General features: G+C 46.9%; 16 protein-coding genes. 3 read left to right on the top strand and 13 right to left on the bottom strand.

Features of this window, described 5'->3' with window-relative positions:
• Nucleotides 1-5: 5 nt before the first annotated feature.
• The 4 genes from RDV52_RS01220 to RDV52_RS01235 form a co-directional block, all read right to left on the bottom strand.
• Nucleotides 6-4,415, bottom strand: coding sequence for a cobaltochelatase subunit CobN (locus RDV52_RS01220; protein WP_040557360.1), 4,410 nt, complete (start codon nt 4,413-4,415; stop codon nt 6-8).
• Between the two features lie 203 nt (nt 4,416-4,618).
• Nucleotides 4,619-6,841 (bottom strand): TonB-dependent receptor, encoded by a 2,223-nt coding sequence (locus tag RDV52_RS01225; protein ID WP_004362835.1) that lies wholly within the window; start codon nt 6,839-6,841, stop codon nt 4,619-4,621.
• 211 nt (nt 6,842-7,052) lie between these two features.
• Nucleotides 7,053-7,727, bottom strand: a complete 675-nt coding sequence (locus RDV52_RS01230; RefSeq protein ID WP_004367834.1) for an HmuY family protein — start codon at nt 7,725-7,727, stop codon at nt 7,053-7,055.
• A 638-nt stretch (nt 7,728-8,365) separates the two neighbouring features.
• On the bottom strand, nt 8,366-10,108 hold the full coding sequence (locus RDV52_RS01235; protein ID WP_004362833.1) for a phospho-sugar mutase: 1,743 nt from the start codon (nt 10,106-10,108) through the stop codon (nt 8,366-8,368).
• Between the two features lie 223 nt (nt 10,109-10,331).
• Here RDV52_RS01235 and RDV52_RS01240 point away from each other — a divergent pair, with 223 nt between their 5' ends.
• The 3 genes from RDV52_RS01240 to RDV52_RS01250 all read left to right on the top strand — a co-directional run bounded on the left by RDV52_RS01240 (nt 10,332) and on the right by RDV52_RS01250 (nt 13,070).
• Nucleotides 10,332-10,637 (top strand): DUF4491 family protein, encoded by a 306-nt coding sequence (locus RDV52_RS01240; protein ID WP_004362832.1) that lies wholly within the window; start codon nt 10,332-10,334, stop codon nt 10,635-10,637.
• Between the two features lie 3 nt (nt 10,638-10,640).
• Complete coding sequence (gene rlmH, locus RDV52_RS01245) at nt 10,641-11,111, top strand: 23S rRNA (pseudouridine(1915)-N(3))-methyltransferase RlmH (protein ID WP_004367832.1); 471 nt, start codon at nt 10,641-10,643, stop codon at nt 11,109-11,111.
• Nucleotides 11,112-11,660: 549 nt separating this feature from the next.
• Nucleotides 11,661-13,070, top strand: coding sequence for a hypothetical protein (locus RDV52_RS01250; RefSeq protein ID WP_004367830.1), 1,410 nt, complete (start codon nt 11,661-11,663; stop codon nt 13,068-13,070).
• 276 nt (nt 13,071-13,346) lie between these two features.
• On the opposite strand, the gene RDV52_RS01255 is transcribed toward RDV52_RS01250, so the two are convergent.
• The 9 genes from RDV52_RS01255 to RDV52_RS01295 all read right to left on the bottom strand — a co-directional run bounded on the left by RDV52_RS01255 (nt 13,347) and on the right by RDV52_RS01295 (nt 22,562).
• Nucleotides 13,347-15,884: a DUF5686 family protein gene (locus tag RDV52_RS01255; RefSeq protein WP_115098644.1), complete on the bottom strand. Its 2,538-nt coding sequence runs from the start codon at nt 15,882-15,884 to the stop codon at nt 13,347-13,349.
• A gap of 28 nt (nt 15,885-15,912) precedes the next feature.
• Nucleotides 15,913-17,220, bottom strand: coding sequence for an inositol-3-phosphate synthase (locus RDV52_RS01260; protein ID WP_004367828.1), 1,308 nt, complete (start codon nt 17,218-17,220; stop codon nt 15,913-15,915).
• 75 nt (nt 17,221-17,295) lie between these two features.
• Complete coding sequence (locus RDV52_RS01265) at nt 17,296-17,997, bottom strand: HAD family hydrolase (protein WP_004367827.1); 702 nt, start codon at nt 17,995-17,997, stop codon at nt 17,296-17,298.
• A 6-nt stretch (nt 17,998-18,003) separates the two neighbouring features.
• Complete coding sequence (locus tag RDV52_RS01270) at nt 18,004-18,960, bottom strand: CDP-alcohol phosphatidyltransferase family protein (RefSeq protein WP_040557358.1); 957 nt, start codon at nt 18,958-18,960, stop codon at nt 18,004-18,006.
• Nucleotides 18,961-19,006: 46 nt separating this feature from the next.
• A complete protein-coding gene (locus RDV52_RS01275) occupies nt 19,007-19,795 on the bottom strand; it encodes an ATP-grasp domain-containing protein (protein ID WP_004367825.1) in 789 nt (262 codons plus the stop codon).
• On the bottom strand, nt 19,783-20,520 hold the full coding sequence (locus RDV52_RS01280; RefSeq protein WP_004367824.1) for a nucleotidyltransferase family protein: 738 nt from the start codon (nt 20,518-20,520) through the stop codon (nt 19,783-19,785). The genes RDV52_RS01275 and RDV52_RS01280 overlap by 13 nt, the downstream gene beginning before the upstream one ends.
• Nucleotides 20,521-20,994: 474 nt before the next feature.
• Complete coding sequence (locus RDV52_RS01285; RefSeq protein ID WP_004362823.1) at nt 20,995-21,375, bottom strand: hypothetical protein; 381 nt, start codon at nt 21,373-21,375, stop codon at nt 20,995-20,997.
• A 22-nt stretch (nt 21,376-21,397) separates the two neighbouring features.
• The gene (ribH, locus tag RDV52_RS01290) at nt 21,398-21,874 is read right to left on the bottom strand and encodes a 6,7-dimethyl-8-ribityllumazine synthase (RefSeq protein WP_004362822.1); all 477 of its coding nucleotides are present in this window, start codon (nt 21,872-21,874) and stop codon (nt 21,398-21,400) included.
• Between the two features lie 13 nt (nt 21,875-21,887).
• Nucleotides 21,888-22,562 carry a tetratricopeptide repeat protein gene (locus RDV52_RS01295; protein ID WP_004362821.1) on the bottom strand — a complete coding sequence of 225 codons (675 nt, stop codon included), beginning with the start codon at nt 22,560-22,562 and terminating at the stop codon, nt 21,888-21,890.
• Between the last annotated feature and the right edge of the window lie 283 nt (nt 22,563-22,845).

A 22,845-nucleotide genomic window follows, 5' to 3' on the forward strand; every position in this document is an offset into this window, starting at 1 on the left:
TTCATTTATTCTGCATTCGTATTACGACGGCGGCGCACAATGAATACTACTAAAGCTACAAAGAGCAACACTGCACCACCAATAACGATGCTCCTGCTGAGCAGCGGTGAATGTTTTTCTACCTTTTGCGACATGTCTTCGCGTTTCATGACTGTACCCTTGTCGGCATTGGCAGCCGAATTGCGTACCTGTTCTATCTGTTGCTGATAGACTTTGCCCTCGTTTGGTGTAACCTTAGAGGCTATGAACTTGCGCAATTTGGCATTGTCGGTAACGAAGGCAGAGCCTGACGGCTTGTATTTCTTAACCAACTCTACATGCAACTTGGCAATGTCGGCAACCTGTTGAGGCGTTGCTTTCCACATTCCCTTGCGCACTGTTTCGAGCATAACGGCAGTAATCTGTTGCAAGGCAGCCGGATTTTTCTGTTCAAAGAATGTTTTTGTGCCCAGTTTGTACTTGTCTTGCACGTACACACGGTATATATCGTCCCACAATTCCTTGTCTATCGCCTTCGGTTTCATGACGTTCCAGCCGTAAGTATTCTCTACAATCTCTGCAAAACCGCCTGCTGCGCTTGCTCCACCTTTCATTTTCTCCTTTATATATACTGGGTTCAGAATGGTGGTACGGCTCTCTACGCCTATGGCTTCCTTCACTTCTTGCATGCGAACGTTGTGCCTATTGCGATAATCGCTGAGGTAAGCATCAGGGTCTTTGCCCGTTACCTGACGCACAGCGAGGTTCAATCCGCCCATAAACTCGTAGACATGGTCTAAGCTCAAAGCCCCCCACGTGTTGCTCTGGCGGGGTTGCACCACGACATCGGTGCGGGTCAGAGCCGCCTCGAAGGCATATTTGTTGTACTGTTCCCAGTCTTTCTCGCTGCCATAGAAGGTTCCCATGTTGTTAATATAGGTGTTTGCGATGTCCTCTCGCTTCTCCCAGCGGTCGCCACTCATAACCATTGCCTGTATGCCGGTGCCATAATTGCCGTTCATACCGCCGAAGATGCGTTGCGAAGCCATCTTGCGTGCCTCCTTGGGCGATACTCCTTTCTCGGTGAGATGGCGTTCTGCGGTCTTCACACCAATGGAAACTTCGTTCTCAAAAACGTCGTCTTTGGCGTTGGCAGCCATCTCCACAGCCTTGTTTATGAGGAAAAGGCGCGATGCAGCAAGGTCTCTGAGCTGTCCGGAGGTCTGTACTACAACGTCGATACGCTTCCGTCCCAACTCCTTAGAGGGGATTAGGCGCAGGTCGCTGACCCTTCCGAACGAGTCGCGTATGGGTTCTACACCCAGCATGTATAGCACTTGGGCGATGGTAGCACCCTCGGTTTCTATAAATTCGCCACTCCACAGCGTGTAACTTACCTTGTGTGGCAGTGCCCCATTGTGGCGTTGCTTGTACAAATCGATGGTGTTCTGTGCCAACTGCTTGCCCTTTTCCCATGCAGCTTCGCTTGGTGTAGACTCTGCATTTATGCCAAACAGGTTGCGTCCGGTAGGCAATGTGTTCGGATTAACTATAGGGTCGCCGCCGGGAGAGGGGGCTGTGTAGCCTCCATTCATGGCGTTGATAATGCTTTCGAGCTCGTTTTGCGGACTAATAAGAAGGTATTGCTTGTACTTTGCAATGTTTTTGAGGGTTCGTTCAAGCTCTCTTACAGCAAAAGCAAAGTCTTTTTCTTCTTTAGAATACGACTTCTTCTTGTCTTTCATCATGGCTGCCATGCCTGCCATTCCCTTCTTAGGCATTCCTTGCATAGCCTTTCCGCCCATTGTTTTGCCCATCTGTGGCATTGGTTTGCCCTTTGTTGTGGGGTGTCCGCCCATGTTTTCAGGTTTCTTTCCCATACCTGTTGGCATCTTTCCAGGGTGTCCCATTGGTGGCATACCCCCTTGTTTGGCGTGCATTGGCTTGCCTTTCGGCATTCCTTTGCCCATTCCTGGAGGCATCTTGCCCATACCTTTTGGCATTCCCATGCCCATTGGCATACCTTTGCCGCCCTTGCCTTTCTTGCCCATAGAGCCCATTCCCATCATCATTTTCATCATGTCCGATGGGGCAGTAAGGTCTTCGTATATCTTGTGGGCACGCTGAAGGTCAGCTGGAGACAGGTGTCCTACCTTGCAGACAAAGGCGTCTGACACTTCTGCCGAACTGTTTATGAGCGACTGAACCAATGCTTTGGCAGGGTAAAGGTAGCGGCTGTTGAACTCTGAACGGTGTTTCAGTAAGGCTTCGGTGGCTTTCTTGCGTACCTTGTCGAGCGTAAACAGCGAGTAAGCCACAGGGTCTGTGCACATTTCAAGTACGCTACTGTTGATGCGTGCAGGCTCGTAAGGCACGCCTAAAGTATAAAGCTGTCCCGTAATCTTCTCGTTTGAGAGTTCCTCGGCAAAGTTATCGATGCGCGTTATCTCCTCTTCCGTGTACGGACGGGTAAGTATGCTGTCCAAACCAAGGTCGCGATGGAAGCCCAAACGCACCACCATGGCTTTTATGGCAAGCGATGTTTGCTGCAGCAAGGCCTTGTTTTTGCCAATGTTCTGGTTGTAAAGTTTCAGTTTAGAGGTCAGTTCGGCGTAAGCTCCACGCATTCCGCTCTCCATGAAAGGTGGTGTAAGATACGACTGTAGTCCGGCATACGAACGGCGTTTGGCTATCAGGCCTTCGCCAACATTGCCGATAGTGTAAAGATAGAAGTGCGGTAATGCACCCACCAAGCGGTCGGGCCAGTCGAGATTACTTAGGGCAGACTGTTTCTTTGGGGTAAATTCGAGGCTGCCGTGTGTGCCAAAATGTATCAGCACATCGGCTTTGAAACCATACTGTGTCCATAAATACGAGGCAATATATGTATGCGGTGGTGCTGCATTCGTGCCGTGAACGATTTGGAAAGCGTTGGTTCCTGCACCTGCAGCGTTCTGTGGAAGCAACACAATATTGCCGAACTGAACACGTGCAACAGCCAGTTTTCCGTCGGGAGTAGACATATATTCGCCTGGGAACTCGCCGTTTGCCTTCACCACTTCCTGATATTTCTCTGGTCGAAGCGTCTTTTTCACCCAACTTTCGTACTCGTTTTTGGTTACAAGAGCAGGCTTTCCGTTCTTCATAAAGTCGTCGAACGCACCCTTGGCATATAGGTTGAACACTGCACCTTGCCTTTGTATGGCTTGCATTAAACCCTCCGGCGAATCCGGCAAGCCCGCTACGTTGTAGCCTTCGTGCTTTAAACGCACCAGCAAATTGTAGAGCGAAGGCCCCACTTCCATACCTCCTGCGGTTAAAGCGTTCTGTCCCGGTCCTTTATAATAGTAGATAGCAACTCGCTTCTGGCTATTTGGCTTGTGCTTTAAGGCTATGTAGTTGTTTACAGTTTGCACGAAAGTGCCGAGCCGTTCGGGCATTGCAGCAACATATTCAAGGTCGTCTTTGCCTACATAATGGGCGAAAAGGGCATACGGACGTATGGCTCCGTCAATCTCAGGGGTAACTACGCTCTGTGAAAGGAAGCCTCCGCTCATGCCCATCTTGTCGTTTTCCCACTTCTTTTCCAGCTGATTGACATTCAGCGGAGCGAATAATGGAACATCAACACGCTTCAAATAGTCTACGAAAGCATCGCCTAAGCGTCCGTGAGCCATGTTAATGATAGCCGAAACCTTAATGCTGTCGGCGTGATTTTCCTCTACAAACTTCTGAATAGAGTTTACCGGATACACCATATTGCCAGTTTTCTCCAACTCGGCAATCAGTTCTTTGGGCTCGCCCATACTCCCTGTGATGACGATGGCGGGGGCATTGGGTTTCCAAAGTCCTTTTTCTTTAAGGAATTTATTGTACTCCGACAGCGAATTAAACTGCTTGTTCTCGTCGTCGGGGCGGTTTGGGTCAGCGTGATAGAGCAGTCCGTAAACACGTTCCACTACCTTTTCAGGTTCAGAAGCATAGATAATCTTCTTGTCTATATACTTTCTTACGTAGCTTAGCAGGTTATGATAGTTCTTGCGACCGCCGTTGTCGATATACGCTTTCATGCGGTTGGCTTTGGCAGTGTCTACCGAACAGAAGTCGTTATCGGGGTTTGTAATCATCGTACTCACCACCGGTGTTCCGTCTTTCATGGCCTTTTCCAGTTCAGCACGCTGGTCTTCGGTGAGCCTTAAGCCCATAGCCTGCACGAAAACCATATCGTAGTCCTTGGCTTTCGCCATGTCTTCGGCATCAAGACTCTCTATTTTGACGAGCGGATTGTCGTTGGCACGACCTATTTCGCCCAGTGTGATGGTCTGATAGTTTATGAATGCTATCCGAGTAGTGGACATCCACTTGCTCCAAACGCCGAAACCTATGAGCAACAGTAGTGCTATGACGGCGCAGATTATTATTTTTCGTTTTTTCATTCTGTTCGTATTTTTGTTCTTAATGAATGGTTGGGCAGGATAATATTGTTTATTTGCCAAGTGCAAAAAGACTCTGACACTATGGGGTAAAAACATTATCACTATGGTGATAAAAGGTTATCACCATAGTGTCAAAGTCTTGTTGCCATATAATTGATACATTATAGTTGGGTTGCACAGTTTCTGCAATGATGCAAAGGAGATTATTTGCCGAACAAGTCGGACAAGTTTATGCCAACCGTAAGTACGTAGCTGATACCATTGAGTGGTAGCTGCACGTCGGAATCGGAAGCTTTATCATGATGATTGAACAGGTTGTCTATCATAAAACCGAGGTTTATGCCATGTGGAAGTTCCGAACGCAGGTTGAGAGAACATATTGTGCGCGGGTCGTAAACGTAGCGAACGTATGCCTTTTCGGTTGAATCGTAAGAGTAACGCGTTATTCGCGACATCCACTGACTGTTGAATGCGATGGATTCGGTGGTCTTTCCGAACTTCCGTTTATACGTTACGTTGAACTTTGCAGAGTGCGGACGTATCCACGAACGGTTGTATCCGTTGTGCACATTATAGTCGTTTATGTATGTGTAAGCCCCCATGAAGCGCAATCCGCACTGCATTCTGTAATTGACAGTGGCTTCGATGCCCGTTGTCTTGACGTTTTCCGAATTGACATAGCGCATGTTGTAGTTTACGCCGGGATCTATGTATTCGTATGTTATCTTGTTTCTGAAACGGTTGTGGTATGCCGACAGTGAAAGGTTAAGACCATTCCGGTCGTATTCAACCGATGCCGAGAGCTGGCTTCCGTACTCGGGTTTCAGGTCTTTGTTGCCATATATCATAATCATGCCAGCCATATTGAACTCCTGATAAAGCTCTTTGAGTGTGGGCATGCGGTATCCCTGCGAATAGCCGGCACGGAATGTAAGGTAAGAAAGAGGTCTGTAGAGTGCCGAAACCTTTGGTGTGAGGTGGAAAGCATAGTGATTGCCCTTGTCGCCACGCAGTCCTAACACCACGTTGAGGCTGTTGCTGATTTTCCAATCCTCCTGAACGCAGAGCGAGAACTGCGATCTGCTCACCATACTTGTATCTTTCATCATGTAATGGCGCAGACTTTCGTGCACGCCTTCTATGCCGGCGTTGAACGTATGGCGTCCGAACGTACCTGTATAGTACAGGCGTGCGCTGTGGTTAATGTTGTTGTACACTTTCTCTACAAGCTTGACAAGGTTGTAATCGTCCTTTTTGGCATAGTTGTCGAAGGTGTACGAGAAGGCTATACCGTTGTTCTCGTTCATCTGCCAGTTGCCTTTTGCACCTAAAACAAGATCTTCGTAGCGTTGATGGTAGCGGCGTCCTTGGTAGGTTGGACGTATGTTTGCATAGAAAGAGCCGAAGACTTCGCCCGTGAACTGGTCGGTGAAACGATAGCGGAAATGCTGTCCCAAATCCCAAATCTTATATCCGTACACGGGCAAATCGCGTGGTTCGCTTCTCTCTTCAATCGCTTTTCCGTCCGGGGCAATGCGTTCTACGGTCTTTCCTTCCTTGTCTTTCACCCAATAAGTGCTGCGATGGCGATACCCGAACGACGTCTGCGAACTCAGGCGGCTATGGTTTACGCCCACTTGCACGCCATAACTCTGTCCGTTCACGCCTGCATAGCGTGAGTTTAGCTGCACATTGAGGGGGCGAGAGTTCTTTTTTGTGATGATATTGATGACTCCGCCGATGGCACGACTGTCGTAAAGGGTAGACGCTGCGCCCCTTACCACCTCTATTCGTTCGATGTTATCGACGTTGATTCGGCTGAAATCGATGTTGTGGTCGGAGCCTTCACCACTTATCCGTTCGCCATCGAGCAGGAAAAGAACCGACTTGCTGTCCATGCCCTGGTAGTTAATGCTGGTGGTCTGGCTCATGCTGTTGTAGTAAAACTGTATGCCCGGGAGCGTATATTCAAGGAGCGTGTTCAGGTCTACGGGGTTTACGGTCTTTATTTCTTCCTGCGAAATGACACGCGTAATCACGGGAACGTCTTTCAAAGGTTTCTCGCTTCGCGATCCGGTTACCACAACTTCCTCCAATTTGGAGTTGGTTGGAATCATCTTTATCTTGAGTGCAGGGTGCCCTACAGCCGGTATTTGCAGTGTACGGGGTGCGTACCCCATGCACATAACGCGGACTGTATAGAGCTTGTCGGCACCGAAGACAATCGTAAATTCGCCTTTACTGTTTGTGCCCACCACTATGTTTGTGCCTTCAACCTTTAGTACTGCGCCTGCCAAAGGCTCGTCGGTATCAACATCTACCACCGTTCCCGATATTGGATAACCTTTTTCGGATATTACGTTATCGGCATGAATGATGGCAAAGGTTGCTGTTAGGAGTATGAGAATAAGGAATAGTTTCTTCATTTCAATGAAGCTTTGATAAATTTGTATCTATGTTGTTTTAGAGTAAAGCGAGTCTTATCGCCTCCTTAAGGAAAACGACAAATGCTACAAGCCCATATATGATAATGTGTATTTTACACTAAGCCACATTGTAAGCGATAAACATCAGCGAGGTGTTGCCCACTATGTTTATCGCTTGTAGCATTGTTTTGTGCAGACAGGGTTGGCTGTGCTATGCTTTCTTTATGAACTTATAGTCGAAGCTTACAGCCTTTTTCTTGCCTGTCTTGTCAAGGTAATCTTTAAACAAGATAAGGGCTTCGTTGCCATTTTTAAACTTTACGGCAAACACTTTGTCGCTAATTAGCTTTGGCTGACCCATGCCGGTGCTCTTCGCCCACTTTGCCATCTCCTTGTTTAACTTGGTCTTTGCCACTACCATAATGCCGCCTGCCTTCATGGCACCCAGCTCTACGAATATCTCGCCCGGTACGTCTTCAATGTAGTTTCCTTGTGGAAGTGCCTTTATACTGCTGATGTCGGTTTGTTCCGTCATCATTACTGCACCGCCGTTGGTACGGACATCGGTTATGTGGAAAGCCAAATCCCACTTCTTCGGCAGGTCTTTCTCGCTGCCTTTTGCAGGTTCTGTTTTCACCACTTCGTAGTCTTTCATTGTGCTGTATTTGCGATGTTCGCGTGCACCCAACTCTTCTTGCTGTTCGTATTTGCCAGTTTCGAGGTCTACATAAATCCACGAATCGTAGCCGGGCATAAGCGTCTCGAAGTGTTTTACCTGTGCCGTTTCAGGCGTAGGCTTAACTTTAGGCTCATCGTTCTTGTCACTACTGCACGATGTAAACAGGGTGGCAGCAAAGCAGAGTGCTGCAAAAAACTTTGTCTTCATTTTTTTATTGTTGATGTTTTATGTTTATATTAAATTTATGTCTGAATTGTTTTGCTTGTTTAACGCTACAAAGTTATAAAGAAAGAAAACCTTGCACAATACTTATTTTTCGTGATTTTATTTTAAAAAAATCTGCGTGTCTTACCTACTTTAAAGTACTGTTTTCTTGAAAAACGACCGATATTACAAAATCGATACTTAATAATTATGATAAAACACAATGTTGCTGATACTTAGTTTTTTCTATCTCCAGCGTGCCACAATATTGTTTGGACATTTAGAACCGAATGTCGGCATGGCACAAAATACGTGGTTATTTCCATTAAAAAATATGTAAAAATACTTTGAAAGAGTGGCAGCCTTCTTGCAGTCTCATTATCAGCACTTTACAAAATGGCATCTTTCGCATTGCAAAAACGCCTGTCTTACACGGTGGAACAGTGCCTTTTGCATTGCAAAACAATGGCTTTTGAAGCCCAAAGCGGCTTTTGTCGTCTTGCATCAGAATTATTTTTACAAGATGATTTTGGGAAGACTTTAAATTAAAAGGCAGCCATTCTAACGAACAGCTGCCTTGAAACATTCTTCTTTTGTCTATCAGAGACTTGTGAGCCGAGCCTCTTTGGATTGTCAGGAACCTATAGCCCGAGGCTCTTCTTTATAGCTTCTATCTTTTCGTAGGCACGTGCACGGCAAGCCTTAAAGTCGGCTGCGGTCTGCATCTTGTCCTTTACTTCGATGTAGAACTTAATCTTTGGTTCCGTTCCAGACGGGCGGACACTTACCTTTGTGCCGTCCGTGCAGAACCATTGCAGCACGTTGCTTGTCTCGGGCATCGTTATCTTGGTTTTCTTTCCGTCTGCATCGGTAGCTTCAAGGCTCTCGTAATCTTTCCACAAACAAACGGTGCTGCCACCCAATTCTTTCGGTGGGGTATTGCGGAAGTTACGCATCATCTGCTGAATTTCCTCTGCTCCGCTCTTGCCGGGACGCTCAACATTCACCGTATGTTCCTCGCTGAAACCGTATTCCAGGTATATATCCATGAGCAAATCGTAGAGAGTCTTGCCCTTATCCTTGGCATACGCACAGATTTCTGCCAGCAACGAACATGCACTGACGGCATCCTTGTCGCGTACAAAGTCTTCTGCCATGAAGCCATAGCTTTCTTCTCCGCCGCCAATGTAGTTCTTCTTGCCTTCGGAAATGGCTATTTCGTGTGCTATCCACTTAAATCCTGTATAGCAGTCGCGCATCTCTATGTGTTGCTTCCTGGCTATTTCGGCAATCACTTCGGTGGTTACGATGGTCTTTACAATGTAGTCTTTGGGTGTCATCTTGCCCAAAGCCTGCCTGTTTGTAATGATATACCAAAGGAAGATGAGGCATGTTTGGTTGCCATTGATGAGAATCCACTCGCCGTTGCTGTCCTTGCAAGCCATGCCGACGCGGTCTGCGTCCGGGTCGGAAGCCATCAGAATGTCGGCATCGAGCTTCTTTGCATCGCGCAAACCGAGTGTCAGGGCTTCTGCAATCTCCGGGTTGGGTCGGTCCACGGTTGGGAAATTGCCGTCTTTCACCATCTGTTCCTTCACGCAATGTACGTTTGTGAAGCCCCATTCCTGCAGCGAACGTGGTATGATGACGCGGCCGGCACCGTGCAGCGGAGTGTAGACAATGCAGAGGTCGTGCTGGCGTTTGATTACTTCTGGGTCTATACAAACCGTCTTGACCTTGTCCAAGTAAGCCTTGTCCACGTCTTCTCCGATGATTTGAATGAGGTTCTTGTCGCCCTTAAACTTCACATCTTCTATCTTGACTTGGTTCACTTGGTCTATAATTCCCTTGTCGTGCGGAGCCAGTACCTGTGCTCCGTCGTCCCAATAGGCTTTGTACCCGTTGTATTCGCGGGGGTTGTGGCTTGCCGTAATGTTTACTCCGCCTTGCGCTTTGAAGTGTCTTATGGCGAAAGAGCACTCCGGTGTGGGGCGCAAATCGTCGAAAAGATAAACCTTTATGCCGTTTGCCGAGAAGATATTAGCCACAGTTTCGGCAAACAAGCGCGAGTTGTTGCGACAGTCGTGGCACACTACTACCGAGATTTGCTCCTTGTCTTTAAAGTTCATTTTAAGGTAATTGGCAAACCCTTGTGTAGCCATTCCAACGGTGTAGATGTTCATTCGGTTGGTGCCTGCGCCCATGATGCCGCGCAAGCCACCCGTTCCGAACTCGAGGTCTTTATAGAACGACTCTATAAGCGTGTCTTTGTTGTCGCTGTCCAGCATGTTTTGGACAGCCTTTCGTGTTGCTTCGTCGAAAGCAGGAGCAAGCCATTGTCTTGCTTTTTGTTCACACTGGTCAATAAGTTCTTTGTTCTGCATAGTTACCTGATAGTTTTATTGAGGGCTGTCTTGGCGTCCCTCATGCAATGTTATAATATAGTTGATACTGCCTGCGCCCTGTTGCCATAAGTTATGCAAGGCTCTGCCAGGCAGCATATAGTACTGCAAATATACAGAAAATAATAGAATATGTAGCCTAAATGTAGGATTATTTTTGTATTTTTGTGCCCGATTTATAAAATTAAAGCTAAAGTAAGAATTAATGGAGATATATTTTCAGGGTGTCATTCTTGCCGTCTGTACCTTTTTTATCATAGGACTGCTGCACCCCGCAGTGGTTAAATGGGAATATTATTTTGGTACGAAAGGTTGGTGGATGTGGCTTGTTGGCGGCATTGTCTGCTGCGTTTCGGCTTTGTTTGTGGCAGAAATATTCTGGTCGGCACTGCTTGGCGTAACGGGAGCATCGCTGCTCTGGGGCATCGGAGAGCTGTTCGAGCAGGTTAAACGAGTGGAAAAAGGGTGGTTCCCGATGAACCCCAAGCGCAAGGAAGCGTACAGGAAGTAACGCATGAAGGCTACTTTAATCTTGGTGGGAAAAACTACCGAGGAGGTGTTTGTACGTGCAATTGCCGACTATGCGGGGCGCATTGCACACTATCTGCCGTTCAACATTGTAACGATACCCGAACTGAAGAACACTAAAAAACTGTCGGAAGCCCAGCAAAAGGCACGCGAAGGTGAACTGATACTACGGGAAATACAGCCATCGGACACGGTTGTGCTGCTCGACGAGCACGGAAAGGAATTCCGTTCGGTAGACTATGCTGCATGGTTGCAGAAGAAACAGAACACGGCAAGGCGTCTTGTGTTCGTCATTGGTGGGGCTTACGGCTTTTCAGAGGCGGTGTACAGCCGTGCCGACGAAAAGATTTCGCTTTCCAAAATGACCTTCTCGCACCAGATGGTACGCCTCATTTTCGTGGAACAACTCTATCGGGCGTGCAGCATTATACGGGGAGAACCCTACCACCACGAATAGAAAAGCAATGCTACAAGCAGGTTCTTTTGTTGCAACCAGCAGGACAGGAACCTGGCATGTGGCATTTTTTATATTGTAAGAAAAGGCGAGCCGAATTGTAGCGACGCCTAATGGAAAACACGTCAAGGTGGGCATTGCATCTTTATTCAGACCATCTTTTTTCTTGCAAGAATTATTCATGAAATCCCGTCCGTAGGTTTTTACAACACCAAACAGACTTTTTTACGTTCCCAAAGAGCCTGTTTTGCCGTGTAAAAGCGGCTGTTTTGCAACGCCAAATGATTGCTTTTGTAAGCTGTTGGCAATTAAGTAGTTGTGTAATATGTATAATTATGTGGGAAATAACGCCACAAACGTCTTCTTGTATTGGTATTTTGCATTGATATAAAAAAACTTTACGCAAAATGTTTGTACTATAAAAAATTATTAGTAACTTTGTATCATCGGCTTCAGAACCGTATGTTTGCGATGCCTGCATCGCAACATCGTGCGGTGGGAGAGCAGCAACGATTAATCACTAAGTTCCATATAAATTAACCAACAAGCCCTATGAATATCACAAAAAAGCTCACAGCGTTCTACCAACATTTAAATGCGGCAGACGTAAGTAGGACAATTTTCTCAGTAAAATTGGGCGAGGGAAAAAATGAATTTATAGATAAGTTTAAGGAAAGGTATAACGACCGATATACATTCTATACGCTTTCACCCATCAATTACGAGGTGGCAGCCAACGAACAGATAGTAGAATACGTCAAACGCGACCTGCTTTTCCAGCTGGTTCTGGACGGTACGCTGAACACGGACATCGTGGTTCCCGACCATATCTTGCTGCAATGGTATTTCAACGAGAAGACCATCGATGTTGTGAAAGACGTCATGAGATTTGCACCATCGGTGTTGCGAGATGGCAGTCAGCTTGGAGTGCTCTTGAAAGGAGCCATTGCCCTGACGGAAGGATTTGCCAGTCAGTGCAAGAAATTTAAAGGATTGAAGGAGAACATAGAGGAAGCCAAGTTTGAAAAGCTGACAGAGTCGGCGGCAGAAATGTCGGACACGACCGATGATGTCGGCGAACTCGACCCCATGAGCTGGCTGATAACGCGAAGCATAATGGGGCTAAAGAAGAAGCCCGTGCTGATAATAGAAGACCTCGACCGCATTGAACCCATGCAATTGTTCGGCATTTTCAACATATTCTCGGTACGGACAGAAAAGAAAATAGCATCTAAAGGAACAAAAAACGCCAATGGAAGCAAGGAAAACGAACCAGACAGAACATTGAACAAGTTCGGTTTTGCCAAGATAATATTCATGATGGACACGATTGCAATAGGCACAATCTTTCGCAATTATTACGGTGAAGCCAACTACGAAGGGTACATAAAGGAGTTCGTTTCGAAGAATATCTTTTTTCATTCTGTATCCGAACACGCAAAGAATTCGATACAATCGTATGTCAAGGAAGAGTGCAAGGTAGACTTCAACACCGTAACCAAGGGATTGACGGCGGTTGGAATAAGGTTGGGAAAGAACGATATAAAGGACATGGTAAACGTGCTTGACAACTTTGAAGATGCGTATATAAAAAAGGAAGTGAGCGTTACGGACAGCTTCCACTTCCTGTCTGACACGCCGCTTGTGAAGCTCCTGGCACTGCTGAGAAGGCTCGGAGTAAAGAAATATCAACTGTCTGACTTCTTTTCGGCTATTGAAGTGGAAGACGACTTTATGGAACTGCTGGGCTGTTTCGCCGTAACCAAGGACGCTATTCTACGGCATGGAAAGGTTTGCCACAACGGTGTGCTATATCAAATGGTGGTGGACGAGGACGAAGGGAAGTACAAATCGTTCGACCGTGTGATGACTATTCCGAGCATGGTATCGGCAGACGACTATCGCTTCTTGGAGGTTGATGTAGACAAAGTGATAGGAAAGGCGTTGGAATATGTGAAGTAACAAAGCTCCAAAACGTATGTATGATGAATGGAAAACGGCATCTGCATTTTTCCATGGGCTTTAGACTGGCAGCGGATTTTGTGCTTTGTGGTATTTAAAAAGGTGCATGCAATCGGGTAGGAGACTGCCCGTAATGTTGCGGAGGTCTATATATAATAAGGTGTAAAAGCCAAGTTGGGCAACAAAAAAATGTAGAAATAGGCATTAATCCCTGTCTCTACATTTTTTTATTTCGTTCGTTTTCTGTCCTTATGACATCGTTCTTGCAATGCAATTTTAGAAAACAAGGTTGAAGCCGAAGCGTATTCCGTGTTTCGAGATGCCGGGCAGGGTGGTGTAGGTAAGGCGTCGGACATAGTCTATCTCGAACATCTTGAATATGTTGTGCACGCCTATTACAAGTTCCAGGTAGGGATTTTTGCCCATGACGTTGGTACCTTCGGGGAACTTGTACAGCTTTGTGTCGGCAGCATTCTGTGGCAACAGCGGGTTGTTCTTGTCGGTAAGATGTCCCCACATACCTTTGAACGCAACGTATTCGCGCCATTTCAGCCGTCTTACAAGCGGAAGACGGTTGAATATCTTGCCCTCCAAGTCCCACGCAAAGTTAAACTGTGCGTAGCGGTCGTTAAGGAATTCCATGTTCTCCATAAGGTTGAACGAACCCTGATGCTCGAAGAACGAGGTGTTGACGGGGGGCATTATAAGCAGATGATAGGGCACTTTGTTCCACTGCGCACCTGCCTTTAGGCGGGTATCGAGCTTTCCCCAGCTTCCAAACCATATACGCTTATAGACCGAAAGCTCCGTCAGGTTGTAGTTGAACTGTCCACCCAGCACGTTCTTTAAGCCGAAAGTGTGGGTCAATGTAAACTGCGGCGCATCTAAATTTACCTCAATCCGCCGCTGTTTCGAGTTGATATAGCTCTGTCCGGGACGGTAATCGAAGCCTATTGTAAACGATGTCATGCGCACTTTGTCTACAAACGACCCGTCCATACGCTCGTAAACGAGTTTTCCCATTGGTCGGTTGCTTTCGGTATTCAGCTTTAACTGCGTGGAAAGACCATAGTTTGTTTCCCATTGGAAGCCCAGCTTCTGCCTGTTGTACAGGTATAACTTCTCTACCTTGACAGGGCGGAAAGCCATGAAAATGTTGTCTTTGTTGTGCACAAGATACTTGTCTGATGGCGATTCCAAGTCTCTTTCCGATTCAAAATAGAGCGTCCTGACAGGAAATTCAGTCGGTTGATACTCGGGTTTATTGAACGAATACGTTATCTTACTGCCGTAATAATGGGCTTTCGACTTCGTTCCGTAAGCATAATATCCCTCTGCAAACCAATGCGGACTAAGGTTTGCGGTGGTTCGTGCAGCCGCCCTCAGGCGTATTCCGTCTATGTAGTTCTTCGACAAGAAGGTGTTTACGGGACCTATGTCTATCTTGCTTGGAGTCTTTTCAGAGCCCGTTTCCACAAAGTTTTCGGCGAAAGCCTTCACTGCAAACATCATTGTTTTGAAGCCTTTGGTACGTCCCATGCGCTTGATAAAGTCGCCCATGTTGCGTTCCCCCTTGGTTAATGCAGTGCTGCGGTGCTGTGCCCAGAACTCGTCGTCGCGCAATTTCGCATTCGGATCGTATGTCTTCTTGGCTTTTCCCTTGAAAAGTCGTGGGTCGATAGGGGCAAACGAATAGTCCTGAAGACTTGTTGTGCGCACCACGAGCACCTGTCTGAGCATGCTGACCAGTTCCAATTCTGCCATCATGTCGTCTTTCGTAAGTACCCAATCGCCGCTTTCGGGCAACTTGGAGTACTCTTGCTTGAACTTCATGGCAGCCACAAAGTTGACGCCGGTGCCTGCGGGGAGCTGCATGTCGCACCGTCTTACATGCAGGGAACTGTCGTTTAGTACGTACAATTCGCCTCTGAAGCCAAAGTCTTGCGGGTTTGCAGGCATGAATTGGAGCCTTATACAATCGTCGTTGCCTACCTTTACCGTGTCGTCGATGTAGAAATGATAGAACGAAATGGCTGCTGAACCGATGGGAGAGGGGAAGCGTGCCTGCAACAAATCTACCTGGTCGTCGTACAAGTCAATATCTTTGAACAAGTCTTTCACTATGGTATTGATGGCATCACCCGTCTGAATGAGTTGCGAAATGCCCTTTGTGCTTTGCCCTTTTATGATGTCTTTCTCGTCCTTAGGGTTCTTTCTGTAGATGTGTTGCGTAACTGTTTCGTCTACAGAGACAGGCAATATCATCTTGTTATTGTAGGGACAGGTCTCCACTTGCTCCCTTAACCAAGGTGCATTCTTGAACATTCCCGTCTCCAGTTGGGCTTGCGTAATGTTGTTTAGCGCCATCGTTACCTTCTGATACTTGTCGTATTGATAGTAATCGTGGTTGTTTAAGTTCGTCTTATGCTTTGCAGCGATGACCCGTCGCATGAGTTCTACGGCTGGATTGTCCTTTCTTGAATAGCGATGGCGTCGTTTTGCCTTTATGACAACGCCTTCCAGCTGTTTCGAAGTAGGTATCAACGTAATGAGAACAGTGTCAGGTGTCTTCTCCGTAATCTTTATTTTACGTAGCTTGTAGCCCACTGATGTAATTTCAAGTAATTCTCCGTTACGCCTTGCAATGGTGAAAATGCCATGCTGGTTGGCAGCTGCTGTAATCTTTAAATTTTTGTAAGTGGCATTCGCATAAGCTATTGTGTCTTGTGTCTGGGCGTCTATTACCGTGCAGTGCAGGTCTTGCGCCGCTGTCGTTGTTATCCTTATGAACAGTCCGAGTAGCAAGAAGACCATTCTTGCTGCTCGGTTTTGGTGTGTTGTTTTAGTCAATTTCTTCATCAGCTTCATAGCCGCCCATCTCGCGGATTGCATTTTTGAGCATTGTATATTGCTCGAATAGGTTGTTGACAGCCTCCTCTCCGCGTGTGAAATCGTGCATTGGGCTCTTGAGATAGAAGCTCAAGAAGCGTTGGATACCGTAGCGTCCGTCTCGTGCAGCAAGGTCGCTTAGCAAGGCAAGGTCGAGCAATAGCGGTGCAGCGAGGATAGAATCGCGACAGAGGAAGTTTATTTTTATTTGCATTGGATAGCCCATCCACCCGAAGATGTCTATGTTATCCCAGCCTTCTTTGTCGTCGTTGCGGGGTGGATAGTAGTTAATTCGCACCTTGTGATAGATGTTTCCGTACAGGTCGGGTTGCTCTTCGGCTTTGCAAATGGTCTCTAATGTAGAGAGTTTGCTTACTTCTTTCGTGCGGAAGTTGGCTGGTTCGTCGAGCACAAGGCCGTCGCGGTTCCCCAGGATATTGGTTGAGAACCAGCCGCTCAAGCCCAACGAGCGTGTCTTAATGATTGGTGCGAAACCCGATTTAACGAGTGTCTGACCTGTCTTGAAGTCCTTTCCGGCAATTGGCATGCGTGTCTTTTCTGCCAGTTCCCACATGGCAGGAATGTCTACCGTGGTGTTTGGTGCGCCCATGATGAACGGACAGCCCTCCGTCAGTGCCGCGTATGCATAGCACATAGACGGTGCGATGTGTTCGCGGTCGTCGGTTTTCATTGCCGTTTCGAGCTTTTCGAGCGTACCATGGAAGTCTTCTTGGTAGGGCACATATATCTCTGTAGATGCCGCCCACAGCACTACTACACGCTTAAGACCCTTCTCTTGTCGGAAGTTTTGAATGTCTTTGCGCAGTTCTTCCACCATTTCCCAGCGTGTAAGACCTTGTTTCACGTTGTCGCCGTCTATGCGTTTCGCATAGTTTTTGTCGAAAGCAGCCTTCAATGGCTTTATTTTTTCAAGCTCATCGCGTACCGGTTCTATGTCCTTAGCCTTTAAAACTTCGGCATAGACAGCCGCCTGATAGGCGTTTTGAGGGTAAGCGTCCCACGTTCCGAACACTATATCGTTCATGTCGGCAAGTGGTACAATGTCTTTGTAGTGTAGATATTTCTTGTCTTTACCCTTTCCAACACGAATCTTGTCGTATTGTGTCATTGCGCCAATAGGTTTTGCCAAGCCTTTGCGCGCCATTAAAACGCCAGTCATGAAAGTAGTTGCAACGGCTCCACACCCTACAACCATGATACCCAATTTACCTTCTGCGGGTGCAACTTTTCCTTGTTTCATTTATTTATTAGTTTTAAAATATTAAACGATTATATAGGCTTCTTATTGTAATTTGATATATACCTTTATGTCTTTTTACGCATTTAGTTCTTTCAGACTTGTTATTACACGGTCAGCCACGCCTTGTCCGGGTTCGTCGGCAGACCAACTTTCGCCTTTTAGCCATACGGTTTTGCAGCCAATGGAGTGTGCCGGCACAATGTCTTTGGCATAGCTGTCGCCCACCACAACTATGTTTTCGGGTGGCAAATGCAGTGCTTCCACACCCAATTGATAGATGCGTGGGTCGGGTTTGCGCACCTTTACCACTGCGCTTTCTATGATTTTACAGAAGATACCGTCTAAGCCAAACTCTTGTAGCACTACTTCGATGTTGCCATAGAAGTTGCTTACCAACACAAGCGGATAGCTTTCGTTGAGTTTCAGCAGCTCTTTCTTGCTTTCTTCCACCGTCTTTGCAACGTCAGCGTATAGCTTTTCCACCAGCTTGGTTCGTTTATTGGCAAACGAAAAGCCCGTTGCTGCAATCAGTCCTTGTTGTTGCAGATACTGAAACTGCAGTTTTATCTTCTCGTCTAACGTACGGCGGAATGTGAAATCGGGCTGAATGATGGGGTTTCTGCCCAACATTCGCTCTGCATATATGTAGGCTTCGCGATATTGCTGCTCGTTCACAGGGTACTGAAAATGCTGGTATGCGTGCCAGATTTTTATGCCCCAGTGGCACCCTGCCGTGTCTATGGTGCCGCCATAGTCGAATATATATCCTTCTGTCATAATGTTTTAGGTTGTTAATTGTTTGTGCATTTGCTTGCAAAGCTCTTCGTGTTGCTTGTGCATATACATATAAACAACTGTGTAGAGCAGTATTTCGACAAAGAGATACACCCACGGACAATCTGCCAGAACCGTTATATAAATAATGATTGCGCGCGAATTGAACGTCAAGAAGTTGGTTAATGGCATGAGCGGGCGACTGCCATCGAGAAACTTTTCTTTCCATTCGGTTGGTATGTTCTCTACGTTTGGTCCATAGCGTTCGGTCAATGCGTGCCGTAATTTCTGAAATTCCGGTGTGCGCCGTTCCTGATTTTTGCAATAGTTCTGGTAGTTGCTGTGGAACGCTTTGTCCCAGAACACACCCTTTTTCCCCTTTAAACTCTCTACGATGGCATGTTCTGCGACATAGCTATCGAGTTCTGAGCCAGCCTTGCCCTTAAGGAAATAGAGATGAATTTGACGGTAGTAATCGGCAAGCGAACTTTGTTGTGCGTGGCAAACGAAGCCGGCAATGGCTGCAAGAGCAAGACCGAAAGGTCCCCAAACCTCGGTTGTGCCTGGCATTGTCTGGTGCCAGAGTCGCAGCGAGATTGCCAAGTAGATGGCAAAAAACCATGTGTCGCCGGCAAAGCCGTCCAAGCATCGCCCCTTCATGGAGCGCTGGTTGGTGAGCCGGGCGAGCTGTCCGTCGGTAGAGTCGCAAAGGTTTGCCAACACCAAAAGTACTACACCTATTATATTATAGCACAGATTTTGAAAATAGAACATAGCCCCTGCTGCCACGCCCAAGACGATAGACAGAAGGGTTATGGTGTTTGGAGAAACGCCCAAGCGGTGCCACAGCAAGGCGAAAGCCAGCCCGACGGGTCGCGTGAAGTACACATCGATCCACTCTTCCGTGTCGTCCGATTTCATGGAAGCCTTTAGCAGCTCGCCAAATGTTTTGTTTTCCATATTCATGTCCATGTTTCTTGCCACACCGAAATGCAGTCAAGATGTTTCAATCTTATATTTTCCGTTGTGCCACAACGTATGCTTTTATAGCCTTTGCAGCCTCGTCCCTACAGCGTGAAAAGCTCGGCCAGTCGTTAAAGTCGATGATGTAGAACGCTCCTTCGGCTGTTACGATGGCATCGCCACCATACACAGGCGTATCGGCGAGGGCAGAAATGCGGTTGGCAGTTGCTTCTAAAGCCTCCCCGTTGAACGGATAATGGTGTGCCGTACCATTGTGTTGCTCGTCGCCAAACTTCGTTATGCCGTCGTCGGTAGGGTAGAAACAGCGAAAGAAACCTGTGCCATCGACACCATAGAACTTCACCAAATCGCCCTCAATGTGTGCCTGGACCACCATGTTTGCTATGCCGCGACTGTGAAAAGCCACCTTTGCTTGTTCCAGTTCAGCCTTGCCGGCACAGTACTGAATGTCGTTTTGCGCTTGTGCTGCCTCGTCGCCACGTTTCAGCCAGTAGCCGTTGCTGCCCTCTTCGGGCGGAATGGGAATGCCTGCATTGCGCATTAACCTCGTGATTTGGCTGCGTTGGCAGTTGCGTACGCCTGATGCAGAATTTACGATGCACTTTCCCGTTGCATATTCTTCGAGCAATTGCAATGTGTGGGGCAGTCTTCCCATATTCAATATAACGTCTGCTTTTGCCAAATGGTCTGGTTTCAAGCTACTTTCGGCAATTATTTCGCCACCCAGCAACTGTGCTACTGCCGCAAGAATAGCATAATCTTTCTCCACCGAATTGGGTGAAAAGCGTGCATCGCGCTGTATGGCTATGGTTCGCATGCGGTGTCGTTTAGGAACAGTTCTGCCTTTTCTATGTCGGAAGCGTGGTCTATGTCGAGCACCTTCGTAAAGGTATGAGCCACCGTTTTACAGCCATCGGCAATCAGTGCCCGCTGAAAATTGCGCATTCGGCTTTCGTTCCGCTGCATGCAACGGCTGAGCGTGTGGAGCGTTTTGGGTGTCAGTCCGTAGATACCACCCGAAATATAGGTGCAGTTCATGTCGTTGTTGTCGTAAAACCCAGTGATGTCAAGCTGTTCGTCGGTACCCACATACAGCGGCTTTTCGTCGTCTATGTAAGCCGTTACGCCCATATACGCCTTCACGCCACGCTTCATTGCCAGTGTAAAAGCATCGATATAAGCCCTAAACTCGTCTTCTTTGAAAATGGTATCGACGGTTGTCAGCACGAAAGGTTCGTCGGTCAGCCATTTGCTTAATGCTGCAAAACTGTGCATGGAACTGGGCGTAGACTTCACCATAAAGTGCAGGGGGACAGTCCTTCCCGCCAATCCGTGTTGCTGAATGTAGGCAAGATGTGCTGCCACATCGGTGATTTCTTCGTTGCAGATAACCACAATTTCGGTGGCATTGTTGTTGCAGAACACTCGGACAAGGCGGTCTATGAGTCGTTCTCCATTGATTTCCACCAATGGCTTCGGCACCGTTATGCCCTCTTGGGCAAGTCGTGAGCCGTTTCCTGCGGCGATAATGGCATACTTCATTACTTGTTTTTCTGCACGATATATATCGTTCTCGTTTTATTCAAAACACAAAGATACATCTTTTTAATGGAAAACGAAAACCGAAAAAGAGTTTTTTCTTGTTGAAAGAATAAGATTTGCGATGTTGTTGTCAGGCTAAACAAAAGGAGCGATACGGTCTTGCGCATTGCCTGATGATGTAAATGTATTCTGCAAGATGCGAGGAGAGAATGTAATTTGAAGAGGAATGAATAGCGGAAAATGCACAAAAGAAGGTACGCAAGATGGCTGCTGCGTAACAGCTTAATGACCAGTGCATTACAAAAGAGCTTGCCTTGCGCTTCAAAACAGGCTCTTTTACAGTGTGAAACAGACCCTTTTAGGTTGCAAAACAGTGCCTCTTGTGCGACGTTGTCCGATCATAAGGCATAAAAAAGGCATTCCAATTTGTTCGGAATGCCTTCCATGGAATGGAAAAATATTCATAAATCTCCGTTAACGGGATATAAAGTTGAAATCGGAATCGAACTGTTTAGGGTGCCGCCCAATAAGAACGGTGTTTAACAAACAGTTGGCTACAATCTCCTCTTTGCTTAAATCGACCTTCGGGTCAATGCGTACGTCTTTCCCCAACAATACTTCCCACGGTCCGTTAAAGTTGCTGTCGTCTGCCCCAAAGAACATTTCGTTAGTGGAAGGGTCCTCCATTATCTGGTAATGAATGTACTTTTTCGATGGAATGGGCGTTATGTCCAACAGCAATTCATAGGCGTGCCGGAAGGCATTGCGCTGGTGGCGCGCCTTCGGATACATCAGACCGATGTATGGAAATAGCTCTTCGAACTCGTAAGCCTGGAAGTATTCTTTTAGTTTCATCGTCTTGTTGGCAGTCTGTATCTTAGAACTTAGCCATCTTTATGGCTACAATTGCACACTCGTCGCCTTTGTTTCCGAGCCTCCCACCACTTCTGTCCTTTGCTTGTTGCAGGTCGTTTGTGGTGAGAAGACCATATATTATGGGTATCTCGCAACTTGCATTGAGCCTTGAAATGCCATACGTTACACCCTGACAGATATAGTCGAAGTGTGGAGTTTCGCCCCTTATGACACTTCCAAGTATGATGATTGCATCGTAACCGCCGTTCAGCGTCATCTGGTGGGCACCATAAACCAGTTCAAAACTGCCTGGAACGGTCTTCACATGAATGTTTTCGGGAATGGCTCCGTGCTTCTCCAACGTCCTGACAGCACCGTCGAGAAGCGCCCCGGTAATCTCTGAGTTCCACTCAGACACTATTATTCCGAAGCACATATTGCTTGCATCGGGTACAGAATCGAGGTTGTAGTCGGACAAATTGTGTAATGCTGTAGACATCTTCGGTGGCAAATTAGTTGCTTGCGCGTTCAATGTACTTGTCAATATCCTGGTACATTGGAGACGTTACATACTTTGTCTTAATCTCTTGGTACAGCTTCAGGGCATCGGCTTTCTTGCCTTCGCTCTCCAGAATAATGCCTGCTTTCCTCAAAGCAAGTGGTGCTATGCTGATGTTCAGCCCTTCGAAGCCCTTTGCATTCGCCATGTCGGCAGCCTTCTTGAAGCTTTCCACAGCCTTGTCGTTCTGGTTGTTGTTGGCGTAAATGTCTCCGAGAGCCATTTGAGAGGCTGGACTTATGATTTGATCGTCGGCTGTTGAGAACTTCTGGACGTTCTCCAAAGCCTTTGCCCAGTTGGGTTTTTCCTGGTGTGCATAGCAAAGTCCGACGTAAAGATTGGCAAGATTGCCTGCATTGGTGCTGCTATAATCGCTTTGAACCTTCTGGAATGCCTTGAGAGCCTGGTCGTATTGCTGTGTCTGGAAGAGCTTCTGAGCTTGTGCCAGCTCTGTGCTTGCTTCTTCCTCTTGTGGTTCTACAATGAAATTCCTATACAAAAAGACTCCGGCAACTACTACAATGACTGCCGCTATGGCAATGATTACGGTCTTTCCGTGCTTCACAAAGAAGGCTTCTGACTTGTTGAGGGTGTCTTCGTAGGTACCCTCTGCTTTTTTGTTTACCATGTTTGTTTATCTTGTTTTATTATTTTCGCTTTGCCTTTGCAATACTGTTGATTGCCGAAAGTTTATATAACGTGGCAAAATTACGTATTTTCTTGCATATATTGAAATATATTTCGCTTTTTTTTAAGGCACGTTCCATAAATTCCACGTAAAGGAATGTATTTGTAATAAAGGTATTCACTCTTTGTGTCTTTTTGCTTTTATGTGGCATCTTTCGCTTTCTTTCTCCGTCGTATAGCCCGCTATACTTCTTCAAAAGGAATGCGAAATCGGTTCACCTAAA

Source organism: Prevotella nigrescens, assembly GCF_031191185.1.
GTDB lineage: Bacteria > Bacteroidota > Bacteroidia > Bacteroidales > Bacteroidaceae > Prevotella > Prevotella nigrescens.

What these genes read in the sequence shown, in the direction of transcription:
- RDV52_RS01220 (WP_040557360.1), bottom strand. Translation starts at nt 4,415, where the DNA reads ATGAAAAAACGAAAAATAATAATCTGCGCCGTCATAGCACTACTGTTG.
- RDV52_RS01225 (WP_004362835.1), bottom strand. Translation starts at nt 6,841, where the DNA reads ATGAAGAAACTATTCCTTATTCTCATACTCCTAACAGCAACCTTTGCC.
- RDV52_RS01230 (WP_004367834.1), bottom strand. Translation starts at nt 7,727, where the DNA reads ATGAAGACAAAGTTTTTTGCAGCACTCTGCTTTGCTGCCACCCTGTTT.
- RDV52_RS01235 (WP_004362833.1), bottom strand. Translation starts at nt 10,108, where the DNA reads ATGCAGAACAAAGAACTTATTGACCAGTGTGAACAAAAAGCAAGACAA.
- RDV52_RS01240 (WP_004362832.1), top strand. Translation starts at nt 10,332, where the DNA reads ATGGAGATATATTTTCAGGGTGTCATTCTTGCCGTCTGTACCTTTTTT.
- rlmH (WP_004367832.1), top strand. Translation starts at nt 10,641, where the DNA reads ATGAAGGCTACTTTAATCTTGGTGGGAAAAACTACCGAGGAGGTGTTT.
- RDV52_RS01250 (WP_004367830.1), top strand. Translation starts at nt 11,661, where the DNA reads ATGAATATCACAAAAAAGCTCACAGCGTTCTACCAACATTTAAATGCG.
- RDV52_RS01255 (WP_115098644.1), bottom strand. Translation starts at nt 15,884, where the DNA reads ATGGTCTTCTTGCTACTCGGACTGTTCATAAGGATAACAACGACAGCG.
- RDV52_RS01260 (WP_004367828.1), bottom strand. Translation starts at nt 17,220, where the DNA reads ATGAAACAAGGAAAAGTTGCACCCGCAGAAGGTAAATTGGGTATCATG.
- RDV52_RS01265 (WP_004367827.1), bottom strand. Translation starts at nt 17,997, where the DNA reads ATGACAGAAGGATATATATTCGACTATGGCGGCACCATAGACACGGCA.
- RDV52_RS01270 (WP_040557358.1), bottom strand. Translation starts at nt 18,960, where the DNA reads ATGAATATGGAAAACAAAACATTTGGCGAGCTGCTAAAGGCTTCCATG.
- RDV52_RS01275 (WP_004367825.1), bottom strand. Translation starts at nt 19,795, where the DNA reads ATGCGAACCATAGCCATACAGCGCGATGCACGCTTTTCACCCAATTCG.
- RDV52_RS01280 (WP_004367824.1), bottom strand. Translation starts at nt 20,520, where the DNA reads ATGAAGTATGCCATTATCGCCGCAGGAAACGGCTCACGACTTGCCCAA.
- RDV52_RS01285 (WP_004362823.1), bottom strand. Translation starts at nt 21,375, where the DNA reads ATGAAACTAAAAGAATACTTCCAGGCTTACGAGTTCGAAGAGCTATTT.
- ribH (WP_004362822.1), bottom strand. Translation starts at nt 21,874, where the DNA reads ATGTCTACAGCATTACACAATTTGTCCGACTACAACCTCGATTCTGTA.
- RDV52_RS01295 (WP_004362821.1), bottom strand. Translation starts at nt 22,562, where the DNA reads ATGGTAAACAAAAAAGCAGAGGGTACCTACGAAGACACCCTCAACAAG.